A 26,270-nucleotide genomic window follows, 5' to 3' on the forward strand; every position below is an offset into this window, starting at 1 on the left:
CGGCCGCTCACAGGATGGCTTCGAGCGCGCTGCGCAGGCTCTGATGGCGGAACACGAAACCGCTCGACAACGCCTTGTTCGGCACCACGCGCTGGCCGCCGAGCAAAAGCTCCTCGGCGAGGTCGCCGCCGATCCGGCGCAGTAGGCCGGCGGGAACGCGCAGCAGCGCCGGTCGCCGCAGGCAGCGCGCGAGCTCGGCGGTGAAGGCGAGATTGCGCACCGGTAGCGGCGCTGTCGCATTGACCGGCCCGGTGATGGTCTCGGTCGCAATCACGTGCGCGATCAGCCGGACGAGATCGTCGCGCTCGATCCAGGACATCCATTGCAGGCCGGAGCCGAATGGCCCGCCCAGGCCGAATTCGAACGGCGTCAGCATCCGCGCCAGGAAGCCGCCGTCGCGGCCGACGACGAGACCGATCCGCAGCAATGCGACGCGGACGCCATGTGCTTCGGCACCGCGAGCCGCCTGCTCCCAGGCGTCGCAGAGGTCATGACTGAAGCAGGCATGCGACCCGGCGGATTCGGTCAGCGGCTGGTCCTGCCACAGGCCGTACCAGCCGATCGCCGAGCCGTTGACCAATACACTCGGCTTGCGGTCGAGCCGAGCAATCAGAGAGACGACGGCTTCCGTCGTAGCCAGCCGCGACTGCAGGATCGTGGCGCGCTTGGCCGCGGTCCATGGCGCGTTGCCGATCGGCTCGCCGGCGAGATTGACGATCGCGTCGATGCGGGTGTCGGAGGCGAGCTGATCGAGACCGGTGATCAAGGTCAGTGGCGCCGGCAACGCGGCGGCCTTGGCCGGGTCGCGCACCAAAGCGACGACGTGATGGCCGGCCGCGGTGAGACTCGCCGCCAGCCGCGTGCCGATGAAGCCGGTCGCACCGGTGACGAGAATGGTCTGCGCCGGCGGCAGCGCCGCGACCAGCGCGGCGGCATCGGGCTGTGACATCCGCGCCAGGCGCCGTGCCGCGGCGAAGTCGCGCAGACCGCACAGGCCAGCGCCAACCGCGGCCGCGGCAGCAATCCAGCTCAGCACGCCCGCATAGGCCGGCACGATCGCAGAAGGCCGCGTCGCCCAGCCGATCAGCAGCGGCACCAGCAGCATCAGGATCGCGCCGTAGTTGATGGCGAGCAGAGTGTGATTGATACGCTCGCTCGGTGGCAGCCTGCGCGTCAGATCCTCCTCGACGAAATCGGTCAAGGTGATGGCGATCTCGGCCACGAGCACCGCGAGCAGGAGGATTGCGAACAGGCCATGCACCTCGCACCAGCCGAGGACGGCGAACAGCAGCGCATAGAGCACGTTGCGGATACCGTGCAGCTTGAGCTCGCCCTGCTGCGACGGCCGCCACGCCAGGCGCTCGGTGAACTCATGGTGATAGAAGGTGTCGAACACGCCCATCACGATCTGCAGCGCGATCAGGGACCAGAGCAGCGGCGTCATGGTGTGGACTCCCGGAACACGGCGCTCTGGCGGATGATGCGCCCGAAGCGCGGGTGGGTGATCTCGAGCGAGAAGCGAAAGACGCCGCTGCCGAGATCGGAATGGGTGACGGTGAGGTCGCCGGGCGCGAGCCATGCCGGCAACGCCCAGCGCCGGCCGGCGAAGTCGAACGTGTAGCCGGCGCCATGGAAATGAAGCGCGCCATCGGCGACGCCGACGCGCAGGCTCATGCTGAGGCCCCAGCCGAGATACTCCTCGAGTCCCGTCGGACCGGCGAAGCGCTTGGCGGAATGGATCACCTGCGGGAAGCCATGCGGGCGCCCGCAAATGCGTGTCCAGATCTGACCGCCTCTCGCCGCGTCCTCCGTCACCGCGACGATCATCGGCACACCGATGTCCGCGCGCGTCGGCAGCGGCCCGCCGATCAGCCGTGCCAGATGCGCGAACCAGAATCCGGCACGGCTGATCTCGGCCTGATCGACCTCGCCGACATAGACGACGGTGGCGCCGTCGGCGAGTTTCTTGGAGAAGCGGCGCCAGATCGACACCGGCAGTCGTCCCCAGTCTTCGGCGGACAGCAGCGCACGGAACCTGTGATCATCATGGAGCCGGGCGCTGGAGGGCGTTGAAAGTCCGAGATGTCGCATGGTGACCATGACGCCCTCCACTCTCCTCAAGCGCTGCCGGACCTGGACCTTCCCGACGGCAACAGATTTGCAATCTTCTCGCCGAGCTTGATCAGCGCGACGAGACGCGGCCGCGGCACCTTCAGCATCTGCACGTACCAGCGGTCGATCAGCTCGGTGAACGCCAGCATGTCTTTCAGACGCTTGGCTGCGACCGCGCTGATCGTGGGATCGCCGGTCGCTTCCGCGACGCAGGCGCGCAGCGCCGCGATGGCCGGATCGATCTCGCGTTCCTTGCGGCCGGCCGCGATCCGCTGCGCCACCTCCCAGATGTCGGTCTCGGCCTCGAAATGATCGCGGCGGTCGCCGAGGATCGGCACGCGCCGGATCAAGCCCCAGGCGAGCAGCTCCTTCAGCGAGTTCGAGACATTGGAGCGGGCCATGCCGAGCGTGTCGGCGATGTCCTCCGCCGTCACCGGCTTCTCGGCGAGATACAGCAGCCCGTGGATCTGGCTCACCGAGCGGTTCACGCCCCACTGGTCGCCCATGTCGCCCCAGTTGAGAATGAAGCGCTCGACGGCGGGCGGAAGCTTCCGATTGCCTGGTGTTTCTGTCATGACAGAAATATCTGACCATAGAGAGTGAATGTCAAGAGCGTCTTATTTGAACCGGGCGGGTGGCCGGCAAGACGGATGTTACAGCGCCCCTCTTGCGCGCGCCGAGACCGCCTGATCCCCGCCTGCCCCATCTGCAACAGGAGCAAGCCATGACGGCATCCGACAAGGCTTTCACCGGATCGATCCCGCAGATCTACGATCAACTGCTGGTGCCCTTGATCTTCGTGCCCTACGCGCAGGATCTTGCGCGGCGCATCGCGGCCTGCCTGCCGCGCGACGTGCTCGAGACGGCGGCGGGCACCGGCGTGGTCACGAGGGCGCTGCACGCGCAACTGCCGCCGGAGGTCCGGATCACCGCCACCGACCTCAACGAGCCGATGCTCGCACAGGCGAAGACGCATCTCGCCACCGAGAGCCGCATCGCATTTCGTCAAGCGGATGCGCTGGCCCTGCCCTTTGCCGACGCGAGCTTCGATGCCGTCGCATGTCAGTTCGGCGCGATGTTCTTCCCCGATCGCGTCAAGGGTTATGCTGAGGCCCGCCGCGTGCTCAGGCCCGGAGGACGTTTCGTCTTCAATGTCTGGGACCGGATCGAGGAGAACGAAATCCCTCACGTCGTTCACGAGACGTTGCAGCAGGTGTTCCCCGAAAACCCGCCGCAGTTCTTCACCCGGACTCCGCACGGCTATTTCGATTCCAGTCGGATCAAGGCCGATCTGACAGCAGCTGGCTTCACCGATATCGTGATCGAGACGGTTGCACATCGCAGCCGCGCCGCCTCGCCACATCAGTCGGCAATGGCGTTCTGCCAGGGCACGCCGATGCGCGGCGAGATCGAAGCGCGCGGCACGCCCGGCCTCGCAGCCGTCACGCAGGCGGCCGCGAACGCGCTGGCGCGCCGGTTCGGCGACGGACCGATCGAGGGCCGCATACAGGCGCTGGTGATCTCGGCTGGGTGAGCGACAGCGGCCGCTCTACGGTGCACCGCGGGTGAAATGCACCTGCAGCAGGACCAAAGCCGTCCAGAACAGAAAGCCGACAAATGTGCACGATCGGTAGTCGGCAACGGAAGACAACTACGCCGTCTGCAGCACCGAGAACGATTCGCCGGGCCGACGCAATGCGAGCTGATCGACCGTCCCGGCGACGTCGATCACGTCGTCGACACGCGCAGCCGGCGGCCCTTTGCGGCAGGCCGTGACCATCGCCGCGACGTCATCGGCGGGACCGGCGAAGACCGCCTCGACGCTGCGGTCGCTGCGGTTGCGGACCCAGCCTTCGAGCCCGTTGAGGATGGCCTGGTCCTCGACCCAGGCGCGGTAGCCGACGCCCTGGACGCGGCCGCGGACCGTGACGTGGACGATGGCGCGACCGATCATGAACCAAGCCCCAGGAACTCGCGAAGTCTCTTCTTCACGTCGCCATCGCGCATGACGCGCGCGGTCAGTTCGGCCGACGGCAGCCCCTTGAGCTGCTTCGGCGAGGCGCCCTCGCGCAGCGCCTTCAGCGTCTCATACACCGCCTGCGTCGCGGCCGCGATCGGCGCATGGCCCTGCAGCGCGACGCGGACGCGGCGCGAGGCGAGATAGCCGAGATCGGACATCTCCTCCGGCGCGCCACCGAGCACGATCGGCAATGTGGCGACTGCCGCAATTGCATCGAGCTGATGGCGCGAGGTGATGCCGGTGAAGAACAGGCCGTCGACGCCGCAGGCCTCGTAGGCCTTGGCGCGCGCGATGGCGTCGTCGAGCGAGGCGATGGAGACGGCCCCCGTTCGTCCCAGAATGACCAGCGCGGGATCGCCTCGGCCGTCGAGCGCCGCCTTCACCTTGCCGACCCCTTCGGCAAGCGAGATCAACTGCGGCTTCGCCTCGCCAAAAGCCTGCGGCAGCAGCGTATCCTCGATGGTGAGACCCGCGGCACCGGCCGCCTCCAGCTCCTGCACCGTGCGGCGCACGTTCATCGCATTGCCATAGCCGTGATCGGCATCGACCAGCACCGGCAGCGCGGCGGCGCGCGACATCCGCCGCATCTGCTCCGCCAACTCGGTCAACGTGATCAGCGCGATGTCGGGATCGCCGAGGACGGCGAGCGAGGCAGCCGAACCGCCGAACATGCCGAGCTCAAAGCCGAGATCTTCGGCGATGCGGATCGAGATCGCGTCGTACACCGAGCCCGGGTGGATGCAGCGATCGCCGGCGAGGATCGCACGGAGCGCCTCTCTGCGTGCACGGAAGGTCATCCTCGCCTCCTCTCTCCCGTCATTGCGAGGAGCGCAGCGACGAAGCAATCCAGAGCTATCTGTCGAGCTCTGGATTGCGTCGCTGCGCTCGCAATGACGATGACTGCTGCTTACGCAAACTCCAAGATCAGCGCGTCCACCGCAAGCGTAGCGCCGGCTGTCGCATGGATCTTCTTCACCGTACCGTCCTGCTCGGCGCGCAGCACGTTCTGCATCTTCATGGCTTCGACCACGGCGAGCGTCTCGCCTGCCTTGACCTCCTGCCCTTCGGTCACGGCGATCGAGACCACGAGGCCGGGCATCGGGCACAACAGCTTCTTGCCGCTGTCGCCGGCGGCGACGACCGGCATCAGCCGCGCCGCGGTCGCCTCGGCTTCCGTGTAGACGTAGACCGGCGCTTCAACGCCCTGATGCGCGAGCCGCACGCCGTTCGCAATGAGGCGCGTCTGCACCGCGATGGCCGCGCCATCGATGGTGCCGTGCCAGACCGCATCGCCCGGTTTCCAGTCCGACACCAACTGATGCGCCGGGCCGACCTTGCCGTCGGCCCCGACGAAGCGAACCGTGATCGCGCCGTTCTCCCTGGTGATGTCGAGCAGGATCTCGTCGCGTCCGAGCCACACCGCGCGGCGGCCCTGCCGCCTCACGGGCCGGCCGATCATCTGCTGCGAGATCTGCCGCTTGCGCTCGCCGAGCACGTGGTCGATCGCGGCGCCCACCGCCGCAAGCCGGCGCGCGATCTCGCCTTCCGGCGCACGCGCGGCGAAGCCCTTGGGAAACTCTTCGGCGATGAAACCGGTCGACAGCCTTCCCTCGCGCCAGCGCGGATGGTTCATCAGCGCCGACAGGAACGGGATGTTGTGGCGGATGCCGTCAACATAGAACGCATCGAGCGCGGTCGACTGCGCCTCGATCGCGGCAGCCCGCGACGGCGCATGGGTGACCAGCTTGGCGATCATCGGATCGTAGTAGATCGAGATCTCGCCGCCCTCCTGCACGCCGGTGTCGTTGCGCACGGTGATGCCGTCCGCCTTGCTCTCGGCCGGCGGGCGATACTTCACGAGGCGCCCGATCGAGGGCAGGAAGCTGCGGAACGGATCTTCCGCATAGACGCGCGACTCCACCGCCCAGCCGGTCAGCGCGACGTCCTTCTGCGCAAGCGCGAGCTTCTCGCCGGCGGCGACGCGGATCATCTGCTCGACGAGATCGATGCCGGTGACGAGCTCGGTGACGGGATGCTCGACCTGCAGGCGGGTGTTCATCTCCAGGAAGTAGAAGCTCTTGTCCTGGCCGGCGACGAACTCCACGGTGCCGGCGGAGTCGTAGTTCACGGCCTTGGCGAGCGCGACCGCCTGCTCGCCCATCTTGCGCCTTGTCTCCTCGTCGAGCAGCGGCGACGGCGCCTCCTCGATGACCTTCTGGTTGCGGCGCTGGATCGAGCATTCGCGCTCGCCGAGATAGATCACGTTGCCATGCTTGTCACCGAGCACCTGGATCTCGATGTGGCGGGGATCGACGATGAACTTCTCGATGAAGACGCGGTCGTCGCCGAACGAGGCCTTGGCCTCGGCCTTGGCGAGGTTGAAGCCCTCGGCCACCTCGGCGGTCGAATGCGCGATGCGCATGCCCTTGCCGCCGCCGCCGGCGGAGGCCTTGATCATGACGGGATAGCCGATCTCGTCGGCGATGCGCACGGCATGCTTGTCGTCCTCGATGACGCCGAGGAAGCCTGGCACGGTCGAGACCTTGGCCTTGGCGGCCGCCTTCTTCGATTCGATCTTGTCGCCCATCGCGGCGATGGCGCCGGGGTTGGGGCCGATGAAGACGATGCCAGCCTCGGCCAGCGCCCGCGGAAACGCCTCGCGCTCGGACAGGAAGCCGTAGCCCGGATGCACCGCCTCGGCGCCGGTCTTGCGGCAGGCCTCGACGATGCGGTCGATCAGGAGATAGCTCTCGGCGGCGGCGGGCGGGCCGATCAGCACGGCATCATCGGCCATCTCGACATGAAGCGCATCGCGGTCGGCTTCCGAATAGACCGCAACGGTCCGGATTCCCATGCGGCGGGCGGTCTTGATGACCCGGCAGGCGATCTCGCCGCGGTTCGCGATCAGAATGGTTTTGAACATTTCTTGCTTGATACCTTTGGGCGGGCTCCCCGCTCGTGGCACAGGCGTAACACCGCGAGCTTGACCGGTTCGTCTATACCAAAATCGCCCGCGCGCAACCCGCCTCTCGTTCCGCCCCTGCCGTCCGGCGAGGCATGCCAGCTGCGTCCCTTGCCGTCAGCCGGAATAGCTGTGGAAACGTCCGCGGGCATAGGCGTGCGACACCGCCTTCATCAGTTCGCCGACCTCGGTCTCGAGAAAATCGTTCGCAACGATCAGGGCACGAATGGCCGCCCGCGGATCGCCCCCGCAGGCAGCAATGGCCTGGTCCACGGCGGCGTCCAGCGCGAGGTCTTCGGTGTCCGCGGCATCGGTCTTGGATTGCGATCTGGGCATGCGCGATGACGGTCCTCGCTCCGGTCACGCCGCCATGTTCACTTTATGTTCGAAGGAGTCAAGGCGGATCACGCCGCCCCGATCTCTTCCTGCTGCGGCTCGGCCTGTGGCTTTTCGGGCGCCAGAGCGACAGACTCTTGCTGTGCGCCCTGCCGCACCAGATGGTGGACGAAGCCGAGCTTGCCGATCACCGGCGGCGTCAGGATGAACGGATAGAGATCGCGCGCGCCCATCGCCCGTGCGACGCTGTTCATGGCGAAGGTGAATGGCAGCCAGGCGTTGACGATGGTGTCGAAATCCTCCGCGACATACGGATCGAAGGTGACACGCGCCGTCAGCCCGCCGATCTGGTCCGCGGGCGGATCGATCTCGATGCCGAACTCGGAGGCCATCTCCAGCGTGTCGACGATGTGGAGGTAGTGCGCCCAGGTCTCGGCAAAATCCTCCCACGGATGCGTGGTGGCGTAGGCCGAAACGAAATTGTCCTGCCAGTCCACCGGAGGCCCCTGATCGTAATGCCGCCTCAGCGCCTCGCCGTAGTCCTGGGTATCGTCGCCGAACACGGCCCGGCATTCCTCGAGCCTGCCGGCATCGCGCACCAGCACGTCCCAGAAATAGTGCCCGACCTCGTGGCGGAAATGACCGAGCAAGGTCCGGTACGGCTCGTCCATTTCGAGCCGCCGTCGCTCGCGCTCGAAATCGTCGGCCTCGGCCAGCGCGATGGTGACGAGGCCGTTGTCGTGGCCCGTCATGACCTTCTGCTGGCCGACGGGGTCATCGGCGAGGAAGTTGAAGATCAGCCCGTGCTCGGGGTCCTCGATCCGCGTCTTCACAGGGAGTTTCCATCGGATCAGCGAGTAGAACAGTCGGTGCTTGGCCACCTCCAGCTCGCGCCATCCCGCAAGCTGCGCGGGATCGGACAGATTGGGAATGGTGCCGTTGTGCCGGCAGGCTCGGCAGAAGCCTGCGGTCTCGCCGGTCTCGAGCAGCCAGTTGCAGGCGTCGTGCTCGGCATTGGCGCAGAAGAAGCGCCCCGTCCCGTGGTCGGTGAGCGTCCGAAAGCCCTCCTCCGTCGGCTCGATCGCCGACAGGATCTGGCGCTCCGGCATGAAGGCGAGCTGATGGCCACAGCGCCCGCAGCTCCGATTCTCGAAGTACAGGATGTTCGTGCAGACCTGACAGACGAAGAGCTTCACGGCGTGGACCTACGTGTTGCGGTGTTCAGGGCCTGACGACGCACGACAGTAACAGTCCGTTCCGGGAGCGCGGAACTTTTTGTCTGCCCCGACGTTCTCGTCATGCCGGCGTTTGCCCGCCTTAATCTCTGGTCAGTTTGCTTTCCTTGGTCCCAATGTCGCCAAGCTTCCGAACACCCGCGATGGAATTCTCGGGCGACTGCTCGCCACATCAGTGCAGGTCAGCATGAACAGCGCGGATGCGCCCAGAGACGACGTGAGGCCGGAGGCTGCCGCCGACGCGCTGCGCCAGCATATCGAGGAGATTGCGCGCGATCGCGATGAGGCCTATCGCGCGCTGCAGGAACGCGAGGCGGAGCTCGCGCGCATCCAGCGGATCGCCCGGGTCGGCGGCGTCGAGGTCGACCTGCGCGAAGGCTACCGCAACCGCCGCTCCCCCGAATACCTGATCATTCACGGCCTGCCGCCGGAAGCCGTTCACGAGACTCACGAAGACTGGGTCAGGCGCGTCCATCCCGACGACCGCGTCAAGGCCGAGCAGGAGTTCATCGCCGCGGTCAAGAGCAAGCAGGAGGACTACACCACCGAATACCGCATCATCCGTCCCAGCGATGGCGAGATCCGGTGGGTCCGCGTCATCGCCCGCATCGAGCGCGACTGGAACGGCCGCGCCATCCGCCTGGTCGGCGCGCATATCGATGTCACCGACCAGATGCTGGCGCAGGCCAAGCTGCGCGAGAGCGAGGAGCGCTTCCGGCTGATCGCCGACAGCGCCCCGGTGCCGATCTGGGTGACGAAGCTCGACCGCACCCGCTCCTTCGTCAATCGCGCCTATGTCGATTTCCTCGGCCTGCCCCATGACGAGACGCTGGCCTTCGACTGGCGCAAGGTGCTGCATCCCGAGGATCTTCCGCGCATCCTGGAGCAGCAGCAATCGGGAGAGCGCTCGCTGAAGCCGTTCTTCCTCGAGGCGCGCTACCGCCGCGCCGACGGCGAATGGCGCTGGCTGCGCTCGGAATCGCAGCCGCGCTGGGACGCGAACGGCAAACATGTCGGATTCATCGGCGTCGCTCACGACGTCACGGCCGCCAAGCAGGCCGAGATCGAGCTGCGCCGCATCAACGAGACCCTCGAAGAGCGGATCAAGGAGCGCACCGCCCAACTCGAGGCCAATGAAGCGCGCATGCGCGCGATCTTCGACACCAGCAATCAGTATCAGGCCATCCTCGACGTCGAGGGCCGCGTGCTGCATGCCAACCGCATCGCGGTCGCCGGCATGCGCGCCGGTGAAGTGAACGTCATCGGCCAGCCGCTCTGGGATGCGCCCTGGTTCACCCATACGCCGGGCGTGACCGAGATGCTGCGCAAGGCGTTCGCCCGCGTTCTCGCCGGCGAGAGCTTTCGGACCGAGATGCGGCTCGATTTCGCCAGCGGCCAGCGACATTTCGAGCTTTCGATGCGACCTCTGTTCGACCAGCATGATGTGGTCACCGGCGCGGTCGCCGAGGCGGTCGACGTCACCGAACGCATCCAGGGCGAGGAGCTGTTGCGGCAGTCGCAGAAGATGGAGGCGATCGGCCAGCTCACCGGCGGCGTCGCGCACGATTTCAACAACCTGCTCACCATCATCCGCTCGGCCACCGACTTCCTGCGCCGCCGCGATCTCCCCGAGGAGCGGCGCAGGCGCTATGTCGATGCGATCTCCGAGACGGTGGAGCGCGCCTCGAAGCTGACCGCGCAACTGCTGGCCTTCGCGCGGCGGCAACCCTTGACGCCGCAGGTGTTCAATGTTGGCGAGCAGGTCGAGAACGTCGTGCAGCTGATCCGTCCTCTCGTCGGCGGCCGCATCCAGATCGAGCTCGCGGTCACGAACAGCGGACTGTTCACCCTCGCCGACGTCGCGCAATTCCAGACCGCGCTGATCAACCTCGCCGTCAATGCGCGCGACGCCATGAACGGTGAAGGACATCTGAAAATCGGCGTGCAGCGGACCGAGAGCATCCCGGCCTTGCGTGGCCAGGGCCCCCGGCCCGGTGCCTTCATCGCGATTTCGGTCGCCGACACCGGGGGCGGCATCGCGCCTCAGCACCTCAACGCCATCTTCGAACCCTTCTTCACCACCAAGGAGGTCGGCAAGGGCACGGGTCTCGGCCTCAGCCAGGCGTTCGGCTTCGCCAAGCAGTCCGAAGGCGACATCGCGGTCGACAGCCGCATCGGCCACGGCGCGACCTTCACGATCTACCTGCCGCAGGCCACGGCACCGCAATCCGGCACGGAAGCCGGCTCCGCGCGCATCGAGCCGGCGACCATCGGGCGCGGCTACCGCGTGCTCGTGGTCGAGGACAATGACGAGGTGGGGCAGTTCTCGACCGAGCTGCTCGAGGACCTCGGCTATGTGACGCGCCGCGTCGCCAATGCCGCCGATGCACTGGCAATCCTGGCGAACGACGAATTCGCGGTCGACCTCGTATTCTCCGACGTCATCATGCCCGGCATCAACGGCCTGGAGCTCGCCGGCATCATCCGCGACCGCTATCCCGGCCTGCCGGTGGTGCTGACATCCGGCTACAGCCACGTGCTCGCGGAGAACGCCCATCACGGCTTCGAGCTGATCAAGAAGCCCTATTCGGTGGAGTCGCTGTCGCGCATCCTGCGCAAGGCGATGGCCGAGAAGGCGCCGCTGCCGCGCTGAGTAGGTAGTGCGCGCTTCGCGCGCCCCGGCGCCGGCATCTTCGGCGCGATCATGCCGGTGATCGTCGCGGACCTGATGCGCGGCACCGGCCGCTTCAACATTGCTCAGGGCGCCGTGATTACAGCGCAGAGCATTGGCGCGGCGCTGTCGACCGCGCTGGCGGGCCCGGTCGTCGTCCATGGCGGCTACATCGCCGCATTCCTGGCCCTCGGCGCGGCCGCCGCGCTCGCCGTGATCGTATGCTGGCGGCTGCTTCCCGAGACCGGTGGAACGGAGGCCGCGCATCCGGATGCGGCGTCCTCGCCCGCTATCCCCGCCGAATGATTTGCTCTATCGATCCCTGATCATGTCCCTGCAAGATACCTGGCTCGCTTACGCCATCATCATTCCCGCCACCGCCGGCGTCATCATCCGCCCGTTTCGGCTGCCCGAGGCCGTGTGGGCCGTCGCCGGCGCGATCCTGTTGGTCGCGCTCGGCCTGCTGCCTGTCGCTGATGCGCTCACCGGCATCCGCAAGGGCGTCGACGTCTATCTGTTCCTGATCGGCATGATGCTGATTGCCGAGCTGGCCCGCCGCGAGGGCTTGTTCGACTATCTCGCGGCGTATGCCGTGGAGCATGCGCGCGGCTCGCCGCAACTCCTGTTCCTGTTGGTCTATGCGGTCGGCACTCTGGTCACCGTGGTGCTCTCCAACGATGCCACTGCGATCGTGCTGACGCCGGCCGTCTATGCTGCCACGCGCGCCGCCGGCGCTTCGCCGCTGCCCTATCTCTACGTCTGCGCCTTCATCGCCAATGCCGCGAGCTTCGTGCTGCCGATCTCCAATCCGGCCAATCTGGTCGTGTTCGGTGAACGCATGCCGCATCTCACCGAATGGCTGCGCCAGTTCACTTTGCCCTCGATGGCCGCGATCGCCCTGACCTATGTCGCGCTGTGGCTGACCCAGCGCCGCGCGCTTCGTGAGGAAACGCTGCGGACCGATGTCGACAAGCCGCATCTGAGCCGCGAGGGCCGGCTCGCCGCGGTCGGAATCATGGCGATTGCCGCCGTGCTGCTGACCGCCTCGGCGCTCGACGTGCAACTGGGCTTGCCGACCTTCGTCTGTGGCGTGGTCACGGCGGCCGCGATCCTGCTGATCAGCCGGCAGTCGCCATGGCCCACGATCAAAGGCGTGTCCTGGGGCGTGCTGCCGCTGGTCGGCGGCCTGTTCGTGATGGTCGAAGGCCTGAACCGGGCCGGCGCGATCGGCCAGCTCAGCGCCTGGCTGCACCAGGGCGTTACCGGCTCACCGGCTGGCGCCGCCTGGGCCGCGGGCCTGATCACGGCGATCGCCGACAACATCGCCAACAATCTTCCCGTCGGACTGGTCGCCGGCTCGGTGGCGGCCAGCGATCACCTGCCGCATGAGGTCATCCGTGCAATTCTGATCGGCGTCGATCTCGGCCCCAACATCTCGGTGACCGGCTCGCTCGCCACCATCCTGTGGCTGACCGCCCTGCGGCGCGAAAAAATCGAGGTGTCCGCCTGGCAGTTTCTCAAGATCGGACTCGTAGCAACGCCGCCAGCGCTGATCGCGGCGCTGGCCGCAGCGATCTGACATCGATGTGATGGCGGTGGGCACGGTGACGAAGGCGGGAGCCCGCCCTACCTCTCCAGGGCACCGTTGAAGAAGTCGACGAGCCCGAATGGTGCGCTGTCGCCGAGGCAGAGCTTGAGGATTTGATGCGCGCCTGCGGCCGCCGACGAGCTGCGCGGGAATAGCGCTGCTTCGTAGATGGCGAGTGCCGCTTCGATGTCGCCGGGGTGGGCAGCGATCGCCTTGCCGAGCTCGGCGCCGTCGAACATCGCCAGGTTCGCGCCCTCGCCGGCCGGCGGCGCCAGGTGCGCGGCATCACCGAGAAGCGTCACCCCAGGCACACGGTCCCACCGATGGTCGTTCGGAAGCGTGTGGATCATGCGCGGGACCGGCGGGGTTTCGCCGTCGGTGATCAGCGCGGTGAGCGCAGGCGCCCATCCGTCGAACTCGGCCGCAATTCGCGCCGTCGCGGCGGCAGCGTCCATGAAGTCGATGCCGGCGATCCACTCGGCGGAGCGGTTCAGCGCGACGTAGGCGTGAAGAACCTGTCCTGCCTCACGGTGCGCGCAGATCCCCTGTCCCGGAGCGAGCGCGAACAATGCGCCGCCGCCGACTGCTTCGGCCGCCGCGGTGTGCCGCTCGTCGGCGTCATGCAGGTAGGTCTCAACGAACGTCGTGCCGACATATTCCGGCTTGGCGGCCGACAGCAGGGGCCGGACCTTCGACCAGGCGCCGTCGGCGCCGACCAGCAGGCTCGTGACCACGCTCGCCCCGTCCGCGAATCTCAGCTCGTGCCTGTGGTCGCCGAGGCGCACGACGCCGGTCAGCTTCTTGCCCCACTGGATCGTCTCAGCTGGCAGGGACTCGAGAAGAATCCGCCGCAGATCACCCCGCAGCACCTCGGGGCGTCGGCCGTCATCGGGCTGCGCGAGCAGCACCGTGCCATGCCGGTCAAGCACGCGCGACGCCGCGCCGCCCTCATGGATGATCGCACGGAACGCATCGATGAGGCCGGCGTCTGCGAGGGCACGTTGCCCGTCGTGCTCGTGAATATCGAGCTGGCCGCCTTGCGCCCGGGTTTCGGCGGATGGCTCCGCCTCATAGATCGTCGCCGGGATACCGTGGACATGGAGGACGCGTGCGAGCGTAAGGCCACCGAGGCCCGCACCGACGATCGTGACGGGTGTCGTCATCATCTGCCTTTCAAATTGACTGGAACGTCGTTCCATGAAAGTTGATTGGAACAACGTTCCAATCATGTCAAGATGGTCATGGCGAGCAGAACACAACGGACGGAACGGCGCGCGGATGCGCTCTCGAAGGAGAGAATCGTCGAGGCCGCGATCGAGATCCTCGACACCGAGGGCGAAAGCGCTCTGACCTTCCGCGCGCTCGCAGCTCGCCTGGCGACCGGCAGCGGGGCGATCTACTGGCACGTCGCCAACAAGAGCGATTTGCTCGCAGCGGCCACCGATGACGTCATTGCCCGTGTCATGACCGGGGTCGTGGGCGATGCAGAGCCGCGACAGGCGATCCGTGCCGTTGCCCTCGGGCTGTTCGACGCAATCGACGCCCACCCCTGGGTGGGTGCCCAGCTTTTCCGTGAACCGTGGCGGTCCGCGATGCTGCAGATCGTCGAAAGCGTCGGCGGACGGCTCCAGACGCTCGGTGTCCCCGAAAGCGCCCTGTTCGATTCCGCGTCCGCGCTCTTGAACTACATCCTTGGCGTGGCCGGGCGGAATGCCGCGAACGCCCGCCTGCTGCCACGCGAGACGGACCGCGCGGCGTTCCTCGGAGCGGTCGCCACGCGGTGGACGCAGCTCGATCCCGCGGAGTACCCGTTCGTGCATCGGGTGGCGACGGAGCTGCGCGAGCACGACGACCGCGCGCAATTTCTTGCCGGCATCGACCTCATCCTGGCCGGGATCGGGACCATCCGATAGGCAGCGGCTGACTTGCAGCCCACCTGCCTCCTCCGAACGCAAGGAGATGCGCAACCGGCGGGAGAATATCGAGGTCGGCGCCTTGGCAGGCTCCAACCAGGCCCCGAAGGTGCGACTCGTGACGCCGCCGCCAGCGCTGGTGGCACGCTGGCGGCGTTGTGATCACGATCGGCCGATGGTCATGCCGCGGCTTCGTAGTTGACCGCAGTCTCAGCGATCTTGGTCAGCGTCTCGTCGGTCTTCCGCTCTTCATTCAGCGTCTGGTCGAGCAGCTTGGCGGCCTTCGGCAGGTTGAGCTTGAGCGCCCAGGCCTTCAGGGTGCCATAGCGCGACATCTCATAGTGCTCGACCGCCTGCGCTGCCGCAAGAAGGCCGGCGTCGAGCGCCTGTGTACCCTTGTACTCGTCCATGATCTCCTTGCCCTCGTCGATGATGCCCTCGATCGCATCGCACTTCTTGCCGCGGGCGGGCTTGCCGATCAGCTCGAAGATCTGCTCGAGCCGCTCGATCTGGCCTTCGGTCTCGTCGTGGTGCTTCTCGAACGCCGCCGCCAGCTTCTCCGACTGCGCCGCCTTGGCCATTTTCGGCAGCGTCTTCAGGATCTGCTTCTCGGCGTAGTAGATGTCCTTGAGGGTATCGAGGAAGAGCTCGTTGAGGTCTTTGTCGGCAGGCATGGTGTGCTCCTGTTGATTGTGAGCCGACAACCAGAAAGCCATACCCTAGTTCCTGCCACCGATGAGCCCGCCGCAAGAAAATCCTGCCGGAGCGCTGTCGGCGGCCTCCGAGCCTCTTGTAACAAAACTGTCACCCGGCAAAACTACAGCTCTTCCCTGCGGCGAGACGCCGCGATTCCGCCGATTGCCTTCAGGAGTTTTCAATGCGCCGCCCGCTCGTGCTGCTGTGCGCCGGACTGACCTTGCTGTCGTCCGGAGCCGCATTTGCGCAGAACGCCACCCCCCATAACCTCATCCTGTTCATTCCCGACGGCCTGCGTGCGCTCAAGGTGACGCCGGAGACCGCCCCGGCCATGGCCGCCGTCCGCGACAAGGGCGTCAACTTCAAGAATTCGCACTCGCTGTTTCCGACCTTCACGATGGCCAACGGCTCGGCCATGGCGACGGGCCACTATCTCGGCGACACCGGCACGTTCTCGAACACGATCTTCACGGGCTACACCTCGGCGCCGGCCGGCGGCACCGTCGTGCCCTTCATCGAGAACGACGCCGTGCTCGGCGATATCGACGAGCATTTCAACGGCGACTACCTCAACGAGGACACCATCCTGAAGCTCGCCCGCAAGGCCGGCTATTCGACCGCCGCGATCGGCAAAGTCGGCCCGACCTACCTGTTCGACCACACCGGCTGCCCTTGCAAGCCCGGCGCGACCTCCTCGATCGTGATCGACGATTCCACGGGCAACAAGAACGGCGTGCCTGTCACCGACGAGGTCAAGGATGCCATGACCAAGGCCGGCCTGCCGCTGGCGACGCCGTCGCGCGGCGACAACGGAAAGGCGGGCGACGCCAAGACGCCGGGCACGACCTCGGCCAACGTCGCGCAGCAGGCCTACATGGTCGACGTCGCCACCAAGGCGGTGCTGCCGATGTTCAAGGCCCGCAACAAGCCGTTCGTTCTGGTGTTCTGGTCGCGCGATCCGGACGGCAGCCAGCACAATCACGGCGACAGCCTCAACACCATCACGCCGGGCATCAATGGCCCGACGTCGATGGCCGGCATCAGGAATGCCGACGACAATCTGGTGGCGTTGCGCAAGGCGCTCGACGATCTCGGGCTTGCCGCCTCGACCAACATCATGGTCCAGGCCGACCACGGCTTCTCGACCATCTCCAAGGAGAGCAAGACCAGCCCATCGGCCAAGGTCAGCTACGACGACACGCCGAAGGACTTCCTGCCGATGGGCTTCCTGGCGATCGACCTCGCCAAGGCGCTCGACCTGCCGCTGTTCGATCCGAACGACAAGAACGCGGCGGTGCCCGACGGCAAGCACCCGAAGGCCGGCAACGGCGTGCTCGGCAAGGATCCAACCAAGCCCGATCTCGTCGTCGCCACCAATGGCGGCTCCGACCTGATCTATCTGCCCAACAACGACAGGAAGCTCGCCCGCCGCACCGTCAAGGCGCTGCTGGCGCAGGACTACGTCTCCGGCATCTTCGTCGACGACAAGCTTGGCGAGATTCCCGGCACGCTGCCGCTGTCGCGGATCAACCTGCAGGGCAAGGCGGTGACGCCGCATCCGGCGATCGTGGTCAACTTCCGCTCCTATGTCGCGCCGGGCTGCGATCAGCCGAGCAACTGCCAGGTCGAGGTCGCCGACACCGTGCTGCGCCAGGGCCAGGGCATGCACGGCTCGTTCGGCCGCGGCGACACCTACAGCTTCATGGCGGCCATCGGACCCGACTTCAAGGCGGGCTTCGTCGATCCCCTGCCCGTCAGCAATGCCGATGTCGGCATCACCGCGGCGAAGCTGCTCGACCTCAAGGTCGCTCCGAAGGGCAGACTGATCGGCCGCATCATGACCGAGGCGATGCCGAACGGCACCACGCCGAAGGCGACGTCGGACGTCATCAAGTCGGATCCGGCCGCCGGAGGACTGCGCACCGTGCTGAAGCTGCAGCGCGTCGGCACCCAGCGCTACTTCGACGCCGCCGGCTTCCCCGGCCGCACCGTGGGACTCGACGACGAGGCGCCGAAGAAAACGGCGGCGGCGAAGTAGTCAGTCCGCCACCTCTACGCGATCAGCAGAGTGCCCCGCGAAAGTGGGGCATTTCTGTTTCGACTAGACGTGGTGCCGTAGCCCGGGTGAGCGCAGCGATACCCGGGGAGACCGTTCCCGCATGTCGCACCGCCGATTGATTCACCGGCCGGGCGGCGCCATCAAGAGCCGTCATGCGATCGCCGCCGGTCAAAACGAAAAGAGCGCGATGAGGTCATCGCGCTCGTCGAACTCGTGCCTTTGGATGAACGCGACGCGCTTACATGCCGATGTCGATCATCGACGGCAGTTGCGCCAGCGGCAGCACGGTGACGCCGACCAGCGTGGCCACCATCGCCATCAGCGCACGGTTGCCCTGGCGCTTGCCGCGCATCTGCCTGGCGACCCATTCCAGCGCATCGGTGCGGAGGCCCCGCGCATTGACCGGAGCCCAGCTCTCGATCGCCGTCTCCGGCGACAACGCCACGCTGCGCGGCGGCACCGGCAGGCCGGAGGCGGCCGCGGCATGATGCGCCACCGCCTTGGCGAGCAGATCCTCGAACCGGCCGTCGTCCTTGCGCTCGGTCGCGGCGGCATCGATCGCGAACAGCGCTTCGGCCTCGGCGCGGCTGACGGGCACGTCGTTGATCGCGGCAGCGCTCAGAATGCGCGCGCACCAGGCGGCGTCATCGGCATCGAGCACGCGGGAGAAATGCACGCGTCCCGCGGTGGTCGGACCCTCGCCGGTGATCACGCCGTCGCGCACGATGCCGAGCGCGAAAGCAGCGGTCTCACAGGAGGACGGTTCGAGACCATCGATGCCGATGGTTTTTGGTGCAGAGGTAGCCATGTTCTCTTCTCAGTTGCTGTGTTGACCCACCTTGTCGGCCCGCGTCTGAACGAGTGGTTAACGGTTCGAAACGGTGCTGTGGGTTTTTGTATCGGTTGCCGATTTGCCGCAGTGACCTCGATCACGGTTCAAAGCCAAGGGGCGTCAGGGGGCGGCGTGTTGCGACCAACAGATGGCGAAATCTGGGCAACCGGTCGTCTCACGGATGTTTCGCCGCAGCCCGGAAACTCAAAAGAAGTTGTTGGCCGCGTGAGCTTTGGAGCAATTATCTTCTCTTTTCCGTCAGCCAGTTCCCTTCCGCGGCGGCATTTCCTATAGTGTTTAGAAGATTTATTCCCGCCACCTGTACTGAAAGGGACTGCCATGGCTCTCCAGATCGGCTCCACTGCCCCGGACTTCGAGGCAGACACCACCGAAGGCAAGATCAAATTCCACGACTGGATCGGCGACAGCTGGGCCCTCTTGTTCTCGCATCCGAAGGATTTCACCCCGGTGTGCACCACCGAGCTCGGCGCGCTGGCGCGGCTGAAGCCGGAGTTCGACAAGCGCGGTGTCAAGCTGATGGGCCTGTCGGTCGACCCGGTGGACAACCACGCCAAATGGTCGGAGGACATCCGCGAGACGCAGGGCGCGGCGCCGAACTATCCGATGATCGGCGACACCGACTACAACGTCTCCAAGCTCTACGACATGCTGCCGGCGGCGATCTCCGGTGATCCGTCCAAGCGCACCGCGGCCGACAATCAGACCGTCCGCAACGTCTTCATCATCGGGCCCGACAGGAAGATCAAGCTGATCCTGGTCTACCCGATGACCACCGGCCGCAACTTCCAGGAAATACTGCGCGTCATCGACTCGCTGCAGCTCACGTCAAAGCACCGCGTCGCCACCCCCGCCGACTGGAAGCAGGGGGAGGACGTCATCATCGCCGGCTCGGTGTCCGACGACGAGGCCAAGACGATCTATCCGAACGGCTGGAAGGCGCCCAAGCCCTATCTGCGCGTGGTGCCGCAGCCGAAGTGACGGCGGCAAACGACGTTTAATGACGTCATCCCGGGACGCCTCGCAGAGGCGGACCCGGGATCTCGATAGACTGGGCTCGAACTCTGAGCGCTTCGGGCCGACGCCACTTCAGCCCCGTGGCGTCGCCCAGTCCGCGATCAGCAGCCCGAGTGTCGCCGACACCGCCGTCACGAATACACCCCAGCTGATGTCGACCGCCACCACCGCCCAGGTCCACTGCTTGAGCATCGCCAGCGACGTCAGCTCGAAGGTGGCGTAGCAGAACAGCCCGAACAGCGCGCCGTAGAGCAAGGTCGAGCGCCATGTCGCGTCGGCCGTCCCGCTGACGAAGATCAGCACGCCCACGACATAGAGCAGATAGAACAGCACCGCCGGCACGGGGCGGATCTCGCCCAGCATCTCGCCGACCTGCGACTGGAAGAAGCCCCTGGCGACGACACTCAGGAACGGGATGTCGAAGCCGAGCAGCACGGCCAGCGTCGCGAAATACAGAACGGCGTACCGGCTCATGCGCGGCTCCTCCCTGGTGGCTCAGCTGCCGATAACGCGGAGCGACGGCAGCCCCCGCCTGGGCCGGGCCAATCAGCCGCGGCGTTTGGCCTTGGCCTTCTTTCCACCCGGCGCCTTCGACCGCGAGGGTCTGTCTGAATACGTCTGTCCGCCGTGGCTGGACTTGTCGCGATGCTGCTTTTTGTTCGCGAACGCCGGCTGTTGGCCGGGTTTCGCCGGCCCCTCGCGATGCGGCTTGGCGCGCGGCTTGGCGTCCCTGCCCCCACGCGGCTCATCGCGCTGCAGCGGATGGTAGGCCGTCTCGTCCGCCTCGCGCCGCGGCGGCCGCTTGTCGGCGCGCGGCTTGTCCGGCGACGCCTGCCCCGAGGGCGCGCCCGCCAGCGGCTCGATCCGGATATTGTCCTCCTTGTCGGGACGGCGGATGTTCGCAGCAAATGCGTCGGCGACGCGCGCGGCGATCTCGAACTCGGTCGTCGTGTCCTGGATCTTGATGGCGCCGATGTCGTGCTTTTCGATGCCGCCGCGGCGGCAGATCATCGGCAGCAGCCAGCGCGCCTCGGCGTTCTTCCTGCGTCCGATCGCCGCCCGGAACCAGATGCTCGGCTCGCCCATGCCGTGGCGCGCCGACGGCTTCCCCGTCTTCGTTCGGGGCGCCGGTGGCCGCTCCTCGCCGCGCGCCGGCCTGACGGTATCGCGACCGCGATCCTCGCGCGCACGGCCACGATCCTGGCCTGGATCGAGAATGTCCTCGGGCGACGGCAGCCGCGCGCGATAGAGCCGTGCCAATGCGGCGGCGATGTCCTCGGCCGACCGCTCCGCCAGCAGCGCCTGCGCGAGCGCCAGATCCTCCGCCGTCGTCTCCTCGGTGAACACCTGGTCGTGGAGCATGCGCTCCTGATCGAGCTTGCGGATCTCATCCGCCTGCGGCGCGGCGCCCCACGCGGCCTCGATGCCGGCGAGGTTCAGCAGCGTTTCCGCGCGCCGTCGGCGGGCCGGCGGCACCAGGAGCACGCTGACGCCCTTGCGGCCGGCGCGGCCGGTGCGACCCGAGCGATGCTGCATCACCTCGGGATCATTCGGCAGCTCGGCGTGGACGACGAGGTCGAGCTTCGCGAGATCGATGCCGCGTGCTGCGACGTCGGTTGCCACGCACACCCGCGCGCGCCCGTCGCGCAGCGACTGCAGCGCCGTGGTCCGCTCGTTCTGGGTCAGCTCACCCGACAGCGCGACGACGGAAAAGCCGCGCTCCAGCAGCGCCGCCTGCAGATGGCGCACCTTCTCGCGGGTGTTGCAGAACACGATCGCGCTCGGCGACTCGTAGAAGCGCAGCACGTTGACGACCGCATGCTCGACATCGTCGGCGGCGATGCGGATGGCACGGTACTCGATGTCGGCATGCCCGCCTTCGTCGCCCTCGACCTCGATCCGGAAGGCGTCGTCCTGATACTGTTTGGCCAGCGCGACGATGCCGCGCGGGAAAGTCGCCGAGAACAGCAGCGTCCGGCGCGTTTCCGGCGTGGTCTCGAGGATGAACTCGAGGTCCTCGCGAAAGCCGAGATTGAGCATCTCGTCGGCCTCGTCGAGCACCACGGCCTTCAGTTCCGAGATATCGAGACGCCCGCGTCGCAGATGATCGCACAGCCGCCCGGGCGTGCCGACGACGATATGGGCCCCGGCCTCCAGCTCGCGCTGCTCGCGGCGCGGATCCATGCCGCCGACGCAGGAGACGACGCGCGCGCCCGCGTGCTGATAAAGCCATGCGAGCTCGCGCTGGACCTGCAAGGCAAGCTCGCGCGTCGGCGCCACGATCAGCGCCAGCGGCGCGGTGGCCCGCTCGAACCGCTCGGCCTCGCCCAGCAGGTTGTTCGCGAGCGCCAGCCCATAGGCCACGGTCTTGCCCGAGCCGGTCTGCGCCGAAACCAGGAGGTCACGGTCGACGGCGTCATGCGCAAGCACGGCGAGCTGTACGGGCGTCGGAGTCTCATAATTGCGCTCGGCCAGAGCGCGGGCGAGCGGCGGATTCGTCGTGGGAAAGGACAAGTGACCGGAAACCTCGTTTCGATCCGGCTGCTTTACGCCATGCCGCGCCGGAACACGAGGGCCGTGAACGGTCAAATCCTGTCCTGCTCAGTGCGCCCAGCCGGGCCGGGCGATACCGATGGTCGACGGCCGCGCGGCCCGGAAGATGCGAGACGCATGGCCACCGCTGCGCCAGATCTCGGCTACTCGTCGCTCCACGGCCAATGCCAGTGACGCCAGCCCCAGTTGCGCGGACCGCTGGCGTCCATGGCCGCCTTCTGCTTGTCATCGAGCGAGTCGTAGAGCGCCTGAAACGCCGGCCGGACGATCTTGATCGCCTGCTGCATCGTGTCGAGGCGCTGCTCCGCCAATGCGAGGCGGTCGGTCGCCTTGACCGGCGGCGTCGCCGGGCAGTCCTTCGTGATCAGCTCCGCCGCCTTGGCCGATGCCGCTTTGAGATCATCGAGCCGCGCCCGCTGCGCGTCGTTCGGCTTGATGGCGGCCTCGATCTGCGACATCCGCCATTCGGCAAATCCGGCCATGCGGGGATTGCAGAGGAAGCCGAAGCCCCGGCCGCCCATCATCCCGGGCCCCATCATCATGCCCGGGCCCCACCCTGGCCCGCCCGCGCCCGGCTGGGCAAAGCCCGGTGCGGCGGTGACGGTGACGATTGCGGCCGCGAAGACCAGCGCGCGTGGATCTAATCGCATAGCAGAACTCCTTGACGTCGTACCAATGAGTTTGCGCAAACTAAGCGAGCGGCGAGATCGCATGCTTGAGCGAGATCAACGAGCCACGGACGAGCCATGGCGAATAGAGGAGATGACAACGATCCGCAGCTATCGCTGGATATGGACGTCGGCGGTCGCATCGGGCTGCGGGACGCTGGCGCATATCGGCCTGATGGAGCTCAAGAGCCGGCTTCACCTATTGCCGCAGTTCGATCCCGCCTCGGCGCTTCTCGACACGCTCTCGCCCCTGTTCGCCCGAGCGATGCACGATGGGGCGCCGCTATGGTTGCTGTCGCAGCTCAACGGAGCCTTCCTGATCGGCCTGCTGTTCGGCCGCTTCTTCCACCGCCTGCCCGGCGGCAGCGGCGTCGCCAAAGGCTTCCTGCTCGGGCTCGCCGGCTGGGTGTTGCTCGGAATCGGTTTGTTTCCCGCCATCGGCCTTGGACCGTTCGCAACGTCGCTCGGGCTGGGCGCCGGCCCGGCGCTGTTTTCGCTGGCGATGGTCGAGGCGTACAGCGTCGTGCTGGGCGCCGTGTATGCGGCCCTGCAGAGACCGGATCCGAAGGCCGAGCTTCGCCGAGTCGGAGAAAGCGATCACGTCTGAGCGCCGCCGTCTCGTCTACTTCGAAAAGACCGAAATTTTTCGCTTTCGTTTTCTCGTAAATCATGTATGATCCGCGTCGTCCTGCCCCATGCAGAGGGACGTACGCGTCGTCACGAACGTCGGGTGCGGGATGCGGTGGCCGCAGTCATGCCGGACGCGCCTTCGGCGCAGACGACCGGCATGATTACGGACGCGAAGTCGCAGCGTCCTGACACCCCGATGCTGGTGTTACGTTCGCGACGGCGCTCGAGGCGCCGCGCGGATCATGGTGGCCAACACGCTCGGCGCACCAGGGAGACTGCGTATAAGCGTGAAGACATCGCGCAGGGAATGCCGGTTGATCGGCTTTGCCTGTGGTACCTGCCGCCTGCATTTTTTTTCGCAGGCGGGCCATGGGTGAGGCCTTCACCCGGCATTCCCTGCACCCTCTCGTTTTGCAGAGGGTAAACAGGCCGCAGAACTCGGGCTGCTCATGCCGCGGGAATGCGAACGCACGTCTTCGAGATGCTCCCCACGCGCTCCGATCTCCGCTGTCGTCCCGGACAAGCCACGGCGCGCGTCAGCGCGACGCGGCGCCGATCCGGGACCCATACTCCGCGGCGGATATGATGTGGAGGGTGTCAAACGATCGGCCTGCCCCAAACCGCTCCCTGGGGTTATGGGTGCCGGCTTTCGCCGGGACGACAGCGGAGCATGTGAGCAGCACTGAACGCGGCGTCGTATTCAATGCTGCTAGCAAACAACCGCCCCACGATCAGCAAGGTTGCGCGCCCATCGCACCGCGACCTCAAATCCGCACCGCACCAAACGCAGAGCAGCAAGCTGCATCTCCGCTGGCGCAATGGCATAGGAATTGCTGAACTCGCACATCAATTCGTCGCTTGCGGAGACCATCGAATGCTTGAAGGAGCCGAAGTCCGGCTGGCCGTCGATATCGGAGGCACGTTCACCGATATCGTTCTCGACATCGGCTGTCAGCGCCGGACACGCAAGCTGCTGACCACGCCGGCGCAGCCCGAGCAGGCCGTGCTCGACGGCGTCAGCCTCATTCTCGCCGACGCGAAGGCGCGCATCAGCGACATCGACGTCTTCATTCACGGCACCACGCTCGCGACCAACGCCATCATCGAGCGCCGCGGCGCCAAGACCGCGCTGATCGCCACTTCCGGCTTTCGCGATGTTCTGGATATTGGAACCGAGAGCCGCTACGACCAGTACGATCTCTCGATCGACAAGCCGAAACCGCTGGTGCCGCGCTCCCTGCGCTTCACCGTGCCCGAGCGCGTCGATGCCCACGGAGACGTCAGGCTGCCGCTCGACGAAGCGGCGGTGCGTGCGCTGGTGCCGCAACTGCGCACGCTCGATGTCGCCAGCATCGCCATCGCCTTCCTCCACGCCTATGCCAATCCCGCGCATGAGCGCCGCGCCGCGGAGATCCTGGCCGAGGAAATGCCGGACATGTCGATCACCTTGTCCTCGGCGGTCTGTCCCGAAATCCGGGAGTACGAACGCACCTCGACCGCCGTCGCCAACGCCTATGTGCAGCCGCTGATGGACAGCTATCTCGCGCGCATGGAGCAGGCGCTAAGGATCGAGCAGTTCCGCGGCGCGATCTATCTCGTCACGTCGGGCGGCGGCGTGACCTCGATCGCGACGGCGCGGCGCTTCCCGGTGCGCCTCGTCGAATCCGGTCCCGCAGGCGGCGCCATCTTCGCCGGCCAGATTGCGGCGCGGCTCGGCGAGCGCAAGGTGCTGTCGTTCGACATGGGCGGCACCACCGCCAAGATCTGTCTGATCGAGAACTTCGAGCCGGAGAGCTCGCGCGTGTTCGAGGTCGATCGCGCCGCGCGCTTCCTGAAAGGCTCTGGCCTGCCGGTGCGCATCCCCGTCATCGAGATGGTCGAGATCGGCGCCGGCGGCGGCTCGATCGCGCGGATCGACGCAATGAAGCGCGTCACCGTCGGCCCGGAGAGCGCCTCCTCCGAGCCCGGTCCTGCGTGCTACGGCCGCGGCGGCCAGCGTCCTGCCGTGACCGATTCCGACGTCGCACTCGGCATGATCGATCCCGATGCGTTCGCCGGCGGCACCATCAAGCTCGATCCCGAGCTGTCGAGACAGGCCCTGCTCTGCGACGTCGGCGCGCCGCTCGGCCTCGATGCCGAGACCGCGGCTTATGCGGTGCATGAAGTCGTTTGCGAGAACATGGCGAGCGCGGCGCGCGTCCACGCCGTCGAGCGCGGCGCCGTGATTGGTCAGCACACGCTGATCGCGTTCGGCGGCGCCGCGCCGCTGCACGCCGCCCGCGTCGCCGAGAAGATCGGCGTCGCCAGGGTGATCGTGCCGTCCAACGCCGGCGTCGGCTCGGCGGTCGGTTTCCTCGCGGCACCCATCGCCTACGAGCTGGTGCGCAGCCGCCATGCCCGGCTCGATGATTTCGATACGGCGCTCGTCTCCAGCCTGCTGCAGGAGATGGCGGACGAGGCGCGTGCGCTGGTCGAGCCGGGTGCGGCTGGAGCTGCGGTGCGCGAGCGCCGCGCCGCCTTCATGCGCTATGTCGGCCAAGGTCACGAGATCAATGTCGAGCTGCCGAACCGCCCGCTCACCGCGCACGACCTGCCAGCACTGCGCGCCTCGTTCGAGGCGGGCTATGCCGCTTTGTTCGAGCGCCCGATCCCCGGTGCAGCGATCGAGGTGCTGAGCTGGTCTGTGCTCGCGACCACGGATGCGCACCAACCGCCCGCCGTCGCCGAGGTGCAGCGCAAGCCCGCGGGGCAAGCCGCCGGCCACCGCAAATTCTTCGACGGCCGCGCCGGACGCTTCGTCGAGATCCCACTGTATCGCCGCGAGCAGATGGCGCCGGGCGCCGTCGTCGCCGGCCCCGCCGTGATCGCCGAGGACGAGACCTCGACCTTCATCTCCAACAGTTTTGACGCACATATCGACGGTGCCGGCAGCATCGTCATGGAACGGAAGGCGGCCTGAG

General features: G+C 66.8%; 22 protein-coding genes and 1 pseudogene. 9 read left to right on the forward strand and 14 right to left on the reverse strand.

Going from position 1 to position 26,270, the window contains the following annotated elements:
• Positions 1-7 precede the first annotated feature (7 nt).
• From QX135_RS31820 to QX135_RS31830, 3 genes are read right to left on the reverse strand one after another with little or no spacing between them, the layout of a single operon-like run.
• Complete coding sequence (locus QX135_RS31820; protein WP_315774005.1) at positions 8-1,444, reverse strand: TIGR01777 family oxidoreductase; 1,437 nt, start codon at positions 1,442-1,444, stop codon at positions 8-10.
• Positions 1,441-2,100 carry a DUF4166 domain-containing protein gene (locus QX135_RS31825; protein WP_315811433.1) on the reverse strand — a complete coding sequence of 220 codons (660 nt, stop codon included), beginning with the start codon at positions 2,098-2,100 and terminating at the stop codon, positions 1,441-1,443. The genes QX135_RS31820 and QX135_RS31825 overlap by 4 nt, the downstream gene beginning before the upstream one ends.
• A gap of 17 nt (positions 2,101-2,117) precedes the next feature.
• Positions 2,118-2,687, reverse strand: coding sequence for a GbsR/MarR family transcriptional regulator (locus QX135_RS31830; RefSeq protein WP_316182606.1), 570 nt, complete (start codon positions 2,685-2,687; stop codon positions 2,118-2,120).
• Positions 2,688-2,836: 149 nt separating this feature from the next.
• Between QX135_RS31830 and QX135_RS31835 the strand changes: the two genes are divergently transcribed.
• Positions 2,837-3,646: a class I SAM-dependent methyltransferase gene (locus QX135_RS31835; RefSeq protein WP_316182604.1), complete on the forward strand. Its 810-nt coding sequence runs from the start codon at positions 2,837-2,839 to the stop codon at positions 3,644-3,646.
• A 117-nt stretch (positions 3,647-3,763) separates the two neighbouring features.
• Here QX135_RS31835 and QX135_RS31840 read toward each other — a convergent pair whose 3' ends face one another.
• The 5 genes from QX135_RS31840 to QX135_RS31860 all read right to left on the reverse strand — a co-directional run bounded on the left by QX135_RS31840 (position 3,764) and on the right by QX135_RS31860 (position 8,626).
• Complete coding sequence (locus tag QX135_RS31840) at positions 3,764-4,066, reverse strand: acylphosphatase (RefSeq protein WP_315737684.1); 303 nt, start codon at positions 4,064-4,066, stop codon at positions 3,764-3,766.
• Positions 4,063-4,929 (reverse strand): isocitrate lyase/PEP mutase family protein, encoded by an 867-nt coding sequence (locus QX135_RS31845; RefSeq protein ID WP_315811434.1) that lies wholly within the window; start codon positions 4,927-4,929, stop codon positions 4,063-4,065. Before QX135_RS31845 ends, QX135_RS31840 begins: the two co-directional genes overlap by 4 nt.
• Before the next feature lie 110 nt (positions 4,930-5,039).
• Positions 5,040-7,055 (reverse strand): acetyl/propionyl/methylcrotonyl-CoA carboxylase subunit alpha, encoded by a 2,016-nt coding sequence (locus tag QX135_RS31850; protein ID WP_316182602.1) that lies wholly within the window; start codon positions 7,053-7,055, stop codon positions 5,040-5,042.
• A gap of 156 nt (positions 7,056-7,211) precedes the next feature.
• On the reverse strand, positions 7,212-7,430 hold the full coding sequence (locus tag QX135_RS31855; protein WP_315737681.1) for a hypothetical protein: 219 nt from the start codon (positions 7,428-7,430) through the stop codon (positions 7,212-7,214).
• 68 nt (positions 7,431-7,498) lie between these two features.
• Positions 7,499-8,626, reverse strand: a complete 1,128-nt coding sequence (locus QX135_RS31860) for a putative zinc-binding peptidase (protein ID WP_316182601.1) — start codon at positions 8,624-8,626, stop codon at positions 7,499-7,501.
• Positions 8,627-8,852: 226 nt separating this feature from the next.
• Between QX135_RS31860 and QX135_RS31865 the strand changes: the two genes are divergently transcribed.
• From QX135_RS31865 to QX135_RS31875, 3 genes and pseudogenes are all read left to right on the forward strand, one after another.
• The gene (locus QX135_RS31865) at positions 8,853-11,318 is read left to right on the forward strand and encodes a PAS domain-containing protein (RefSeq protein ID WP_316182600.1); all 2,466 of its coding nucleotides are present in this window, start codon (positions 8,853-8,855) and stop codon (positions 11,316-11,318) included.
• Between the two features lie 27 nt (positions 11,319-11,345).
• Positions 11,346-11,642, forward strand: a pseudogene (locus QX135_RS31870) (MFS transporter); the annotation flags it as partial.
• A gap of 22 nt (positions 11,643-11,664) precedes the next feature.
• Entirely contained in the window at positions 11,665-12,915 is a 1,251-nt protein-coding gene (locus QX135_RS31875; protein WP_316182599.1) for an arsenic transporter, read from the forward strand.
• A gap of 47 nt (positions 12,916-12,962) precedes the next feature.
• Here the strand turns inward: QX135_RS31875 and QX135_RS31880 are convergent, their stop codons facing one another.
• Positions 12,963-14,087 carry an NAD(P)/FAD-dependent oxidoreductase gene (locus QX135_RS31880; RefSeq protein WP_316182620.1) on the reverse strand — a complete coding sequence of 375 codons (1,125 nt, stop codon included), beginning with the start codon at positions 14,085-14,087 and terminating at the stop codon, positions 12,963-12,965.
• A 45-nt stretch (positions 14,088-14,132) separates the two neighbouring features.
• On the opposite strand from QX135_RS31880, the gene QX135_RS31885 reads away from it, so the two are divergent.
• Positions 14,133-14,837 carry a TetR/AcrR family transcriptional regulator gene (locus tag QX135_RS31885; protein WP_316182598.1) on the forward strand — a complete coding sequence of 235 codons (705 nt, stop codon included), beginning with the start codon at positions 14,133-14,135 and terminating at the stop codon, positions 14,835-14,837.
• A 179-nt stretch (positions 14,838-15,016) separates the two neighbouring features.
• Here the strand turns inward: QX135_RS31885 and QX135_RS31890 are convergent, their stop codons facing one another.
• On the reverse strand, positions 15,017-15,511 hold the full coding sequence (locus tag QX135_RS31890) for a ferritin-like domain-containing protein (RefSeq protein WP_315737676.1): 495 nt from the start codon (positions 15,509-15,511) through the stop codon (positions 15,017-15,019).
• 203 nt (positions 15,512-15,714) lie between these two features.
• Between QX135_RS31890 and QX135_RS31895 the strand changes: the two genes are divergently transcribed.
• Complete coding sequence (locus tag QX135_RS31895) at positions 15,715-17,571, forward strand: alkaline phosphatase family protein (protein WP_316182596.1); 1,857 nt, start codon at positions 15,715-15,717, stop codon at positions 17,569-17,571.
• 259 nt (positions 17,572-17,830) lie between these two features.
• Here the strand turns inward: QX135_RS31895 and QX135_RS31900 are convergent, their stop codons facing one another.
• Positions 17,831-18,400, reverse strand: a complete 570-nt coding sequence (locus tag QX135_RS31900) for a hypothetical protein (protein WP_316182594.1) — start codon at positions 18,398-18,400, stop codon at positions 17,831-17,833.
• Positions 18,401-18,763: 363 nt separating this feature from the next.
• On the opposite strand from QX135_RS31900, the gene QX135_RS31905 reads away from it, so the two are divergent.
• On the forward strand, positions 18,764-19,423 hold the full coding sequence (locus tag QX135_RS31905; protein WP_316182592.1) for a peroxiredoxin: 660 nt from the start codon (positions 18,764-18,766) through the stop codon (positions 19,421-19,423).
• A 108-nt stretch (positions 19,424-19,531) separates the two neighbouring features.
• Here QX135_RS31905 and QX135_RS31910 read toward each other — a convergent pair whose 3' ends face one another.
• From QX135_RS31910 to QX135_RS31920, 3 genes are all read right to left on the reverse strand, one after another.
• Positions 19,532-19,933: a DUF2177 family protein gene (locus QX135_RS31910; protein ID WP_315717693.1), complete on the reverse strand. Its 402-nt coding sequence runs from the start codon at positions 19,931-19,933 to the stop codon at positions 19,532-19,534.
• 72 nt (positions 19,934-20,005) lie between these two features.
• The gene (locus QX135_RS31915; RefSeq protein ID WP_316182589.1) at positions 20,006-21,973 is read right to left on the reverse strand and encodes a DEAD/DEAH box helicase; all 1,968 of its coding nucleotides are present in this window, start codon (positions 21,971-21,973) and stop codon (positions 20,006-20,008) included.
• Positions 21,974-22,155: 182 nt separating this feature from the next.
• Positions 22,156-22,662, reverse strand: a complete 507-nt coding sequence (locus QX135_RS31920; RefSeq protein ID WP_315737670.1) for a Spy/CpxP family protein refolding chaperone — start codon at positions 22,660-22,662, stop codon at positions 22,156-22,158.
• Positions 22,663-22,774: 112 nt separating this feature from the next.
• On the opposite strand from QX135_RS31920, the gene QX135_RS31925 reads away from it, so the two are divergent.
• Both QX135_RS31925 and QX135_RS31930 read left to right on the forward strand, forming a co-directional pair.
• Positions 22,775-23,287, forward strand: a complete 513-nt coding sequence (locus tag QX135_RS31925) for a DUF6789 family protein (protein WP_315776578.1) — start codon at positions 22,775-22,777, stop codon at positions 23,285-23,287.
• Positions 23,288-24,184: 897 nt separating this feature from the next.
• Complete coding sequence (locus QX135_RS31930) at positions 24,185-26,269, forward strand: hydantoinase/oxoprolinase family protein (protein WP_316182586.1); 2,085 nt, start codon at positions 24,185-24,187, stop codon at positions 26,267-26,269.
• Position 26,270 lies beyond the last annotated feature (1 nt).

The organism is Bradyrhizobium sp. SZCCHNR1098 (assembly GCF_032489375.1).
Classification (GTDB): domain Bacteria; phylum Pseudomonadota; class Alphaproteobacteria; order Rhizobiales; family Xanthobacteraceae; genus Bradyrhizobium.

Bases quoted from the DNA above. Each gene is read 5' to 3' on its own strand.
- QX135_RS31845 (WP_315811434.1), bottom strand. From the start codon at position 4,929: ATGACCTTCCGTGCACGCAGAGAGGCGCTCCGTGCGATCCTCGCCGGC.
- QX135_RS31820 (WP_315774005.1), bottom strand. From the start codon at position 1,444: ATGACGCCGCTGCTCTGGTCCCTGATCGCGCTGCAGATCGTGATGGGC.
- QX135_RS31855 (WP_315737681.1), bottom strand. From the start codon at position 7,430: ATGCCCAGATCGCAATCCAAGACCGATGCCGCGGACACCGAAGACCTC.
- QX135_RS31835 (WP_316182604.1), top strand. From the start codon at position 2,837: ATGACGGCATCCGACAAGGCTTTCACCGGATCGATCCCGCAGATCTAC.
- QX135_RS31880 (WP_316182620.1), bottom strand. From the start codon at position 14,087: ATGACGACACCCGTCACGATCGTCGGTGCGGGCCTCGGTGGCCTTACG.
- QX135_RS31905 (WP_316182592.1), top strand. From the start codon at position 18,764: ATGGCTCTCCAGATCGGCTCCACTGCCCCGGACTTCGAGGCAGACACC.
- QX135_RS31910 (WP_315717693.1), bottom strand. From the start codon at position 19,933: ATGAGCCGGTACGCCGTTCTGTATTTCGCGACGCTGGCCGTGCTGCTC.
- QX135_RS31840 (WP_315737684.1), bottom strand. From the start codon at position 4,066: ATGATCGGTCGCGCCATCGTCCACGTCACGGTCCGCGGCCGCGTCCAG.
- QX135_RS31920 (WP_315737670.1), bottom strand. From the start codon at position 22,662: ATGCGATTAGATCCACGCGCGCTGGTCTTCGCGGCCGCAATCGTCACC.
- QX135_RS31925 (WP_315776578.1), top strand. From the start codon at position 22,775: ATGACAACGATCCGCAGCTATCGCTGGATATGGACGTCGGCGGTCGCA.
- QX135_RS31865 (WP_316182600.1), top strand. From the start codon at position 8,853: ATGAACAGCGCGGATGCGCCCAGAGACGACGTGAGGCCGGAGGCTGCC.
- QX135_RS31890 (WP_315737676.1), bottom strand. From the start codon at position 15,511: ATGCCTGCCGACAAAGACCTCAACGAGCTCTTCCTCGATACCCTCAAG.
- QX135_RS31895 (WP_316182596.1), top strand. From the start codon at position 15,715: ATGCGCCGCCCGCTCGTGCTGCTGTGCGCCGGACTGACCTTGCTGTCG.
- QX135_RS31825 (WP_315811433.1), bottom strand. From the start codon at position 2,100: ATGGTCACCATGCGACATCTCGGACTTTCAACGCCCTCCAGCGCCCGG.
- QX135_RS31830 (WP_316182606.1), bottom strand. From the start codon at position 2,687: ATGACAGAAACACCAGGCAATCGGAAGCTTCCGCCCGCCGTCGAGCGC.
- QX135_RS31930 (WP_316182586.1), top strand. From the start codon at position 24,185: ATGCTTGAAGGAGCCGAAGTCCGGCTGGCCGTCGATATCGGAGGCACG.
- QX135_RS31875 (WP_316182599.1), top strand. From the start codon at position 11,665: ATGTCCCTGCAAGATACCTGGCTCGCTTACGCCATCATCATTCCCGCC.
- QX135_RS31850 (WP_316182602.1), bottom strand. From the start codon at position 7,055: ATGTTCAAAACCATTCTGATCGCGAACCGCGGCGAGATCGCCTGCCGG.
- QX135_RS31900 (WP_316182594.1), bottom strand. From the start codon at position 18,400: ATGGCTACCTCTGCACCAAAAACCATCGGCATCGATGGTCTCGAACCG.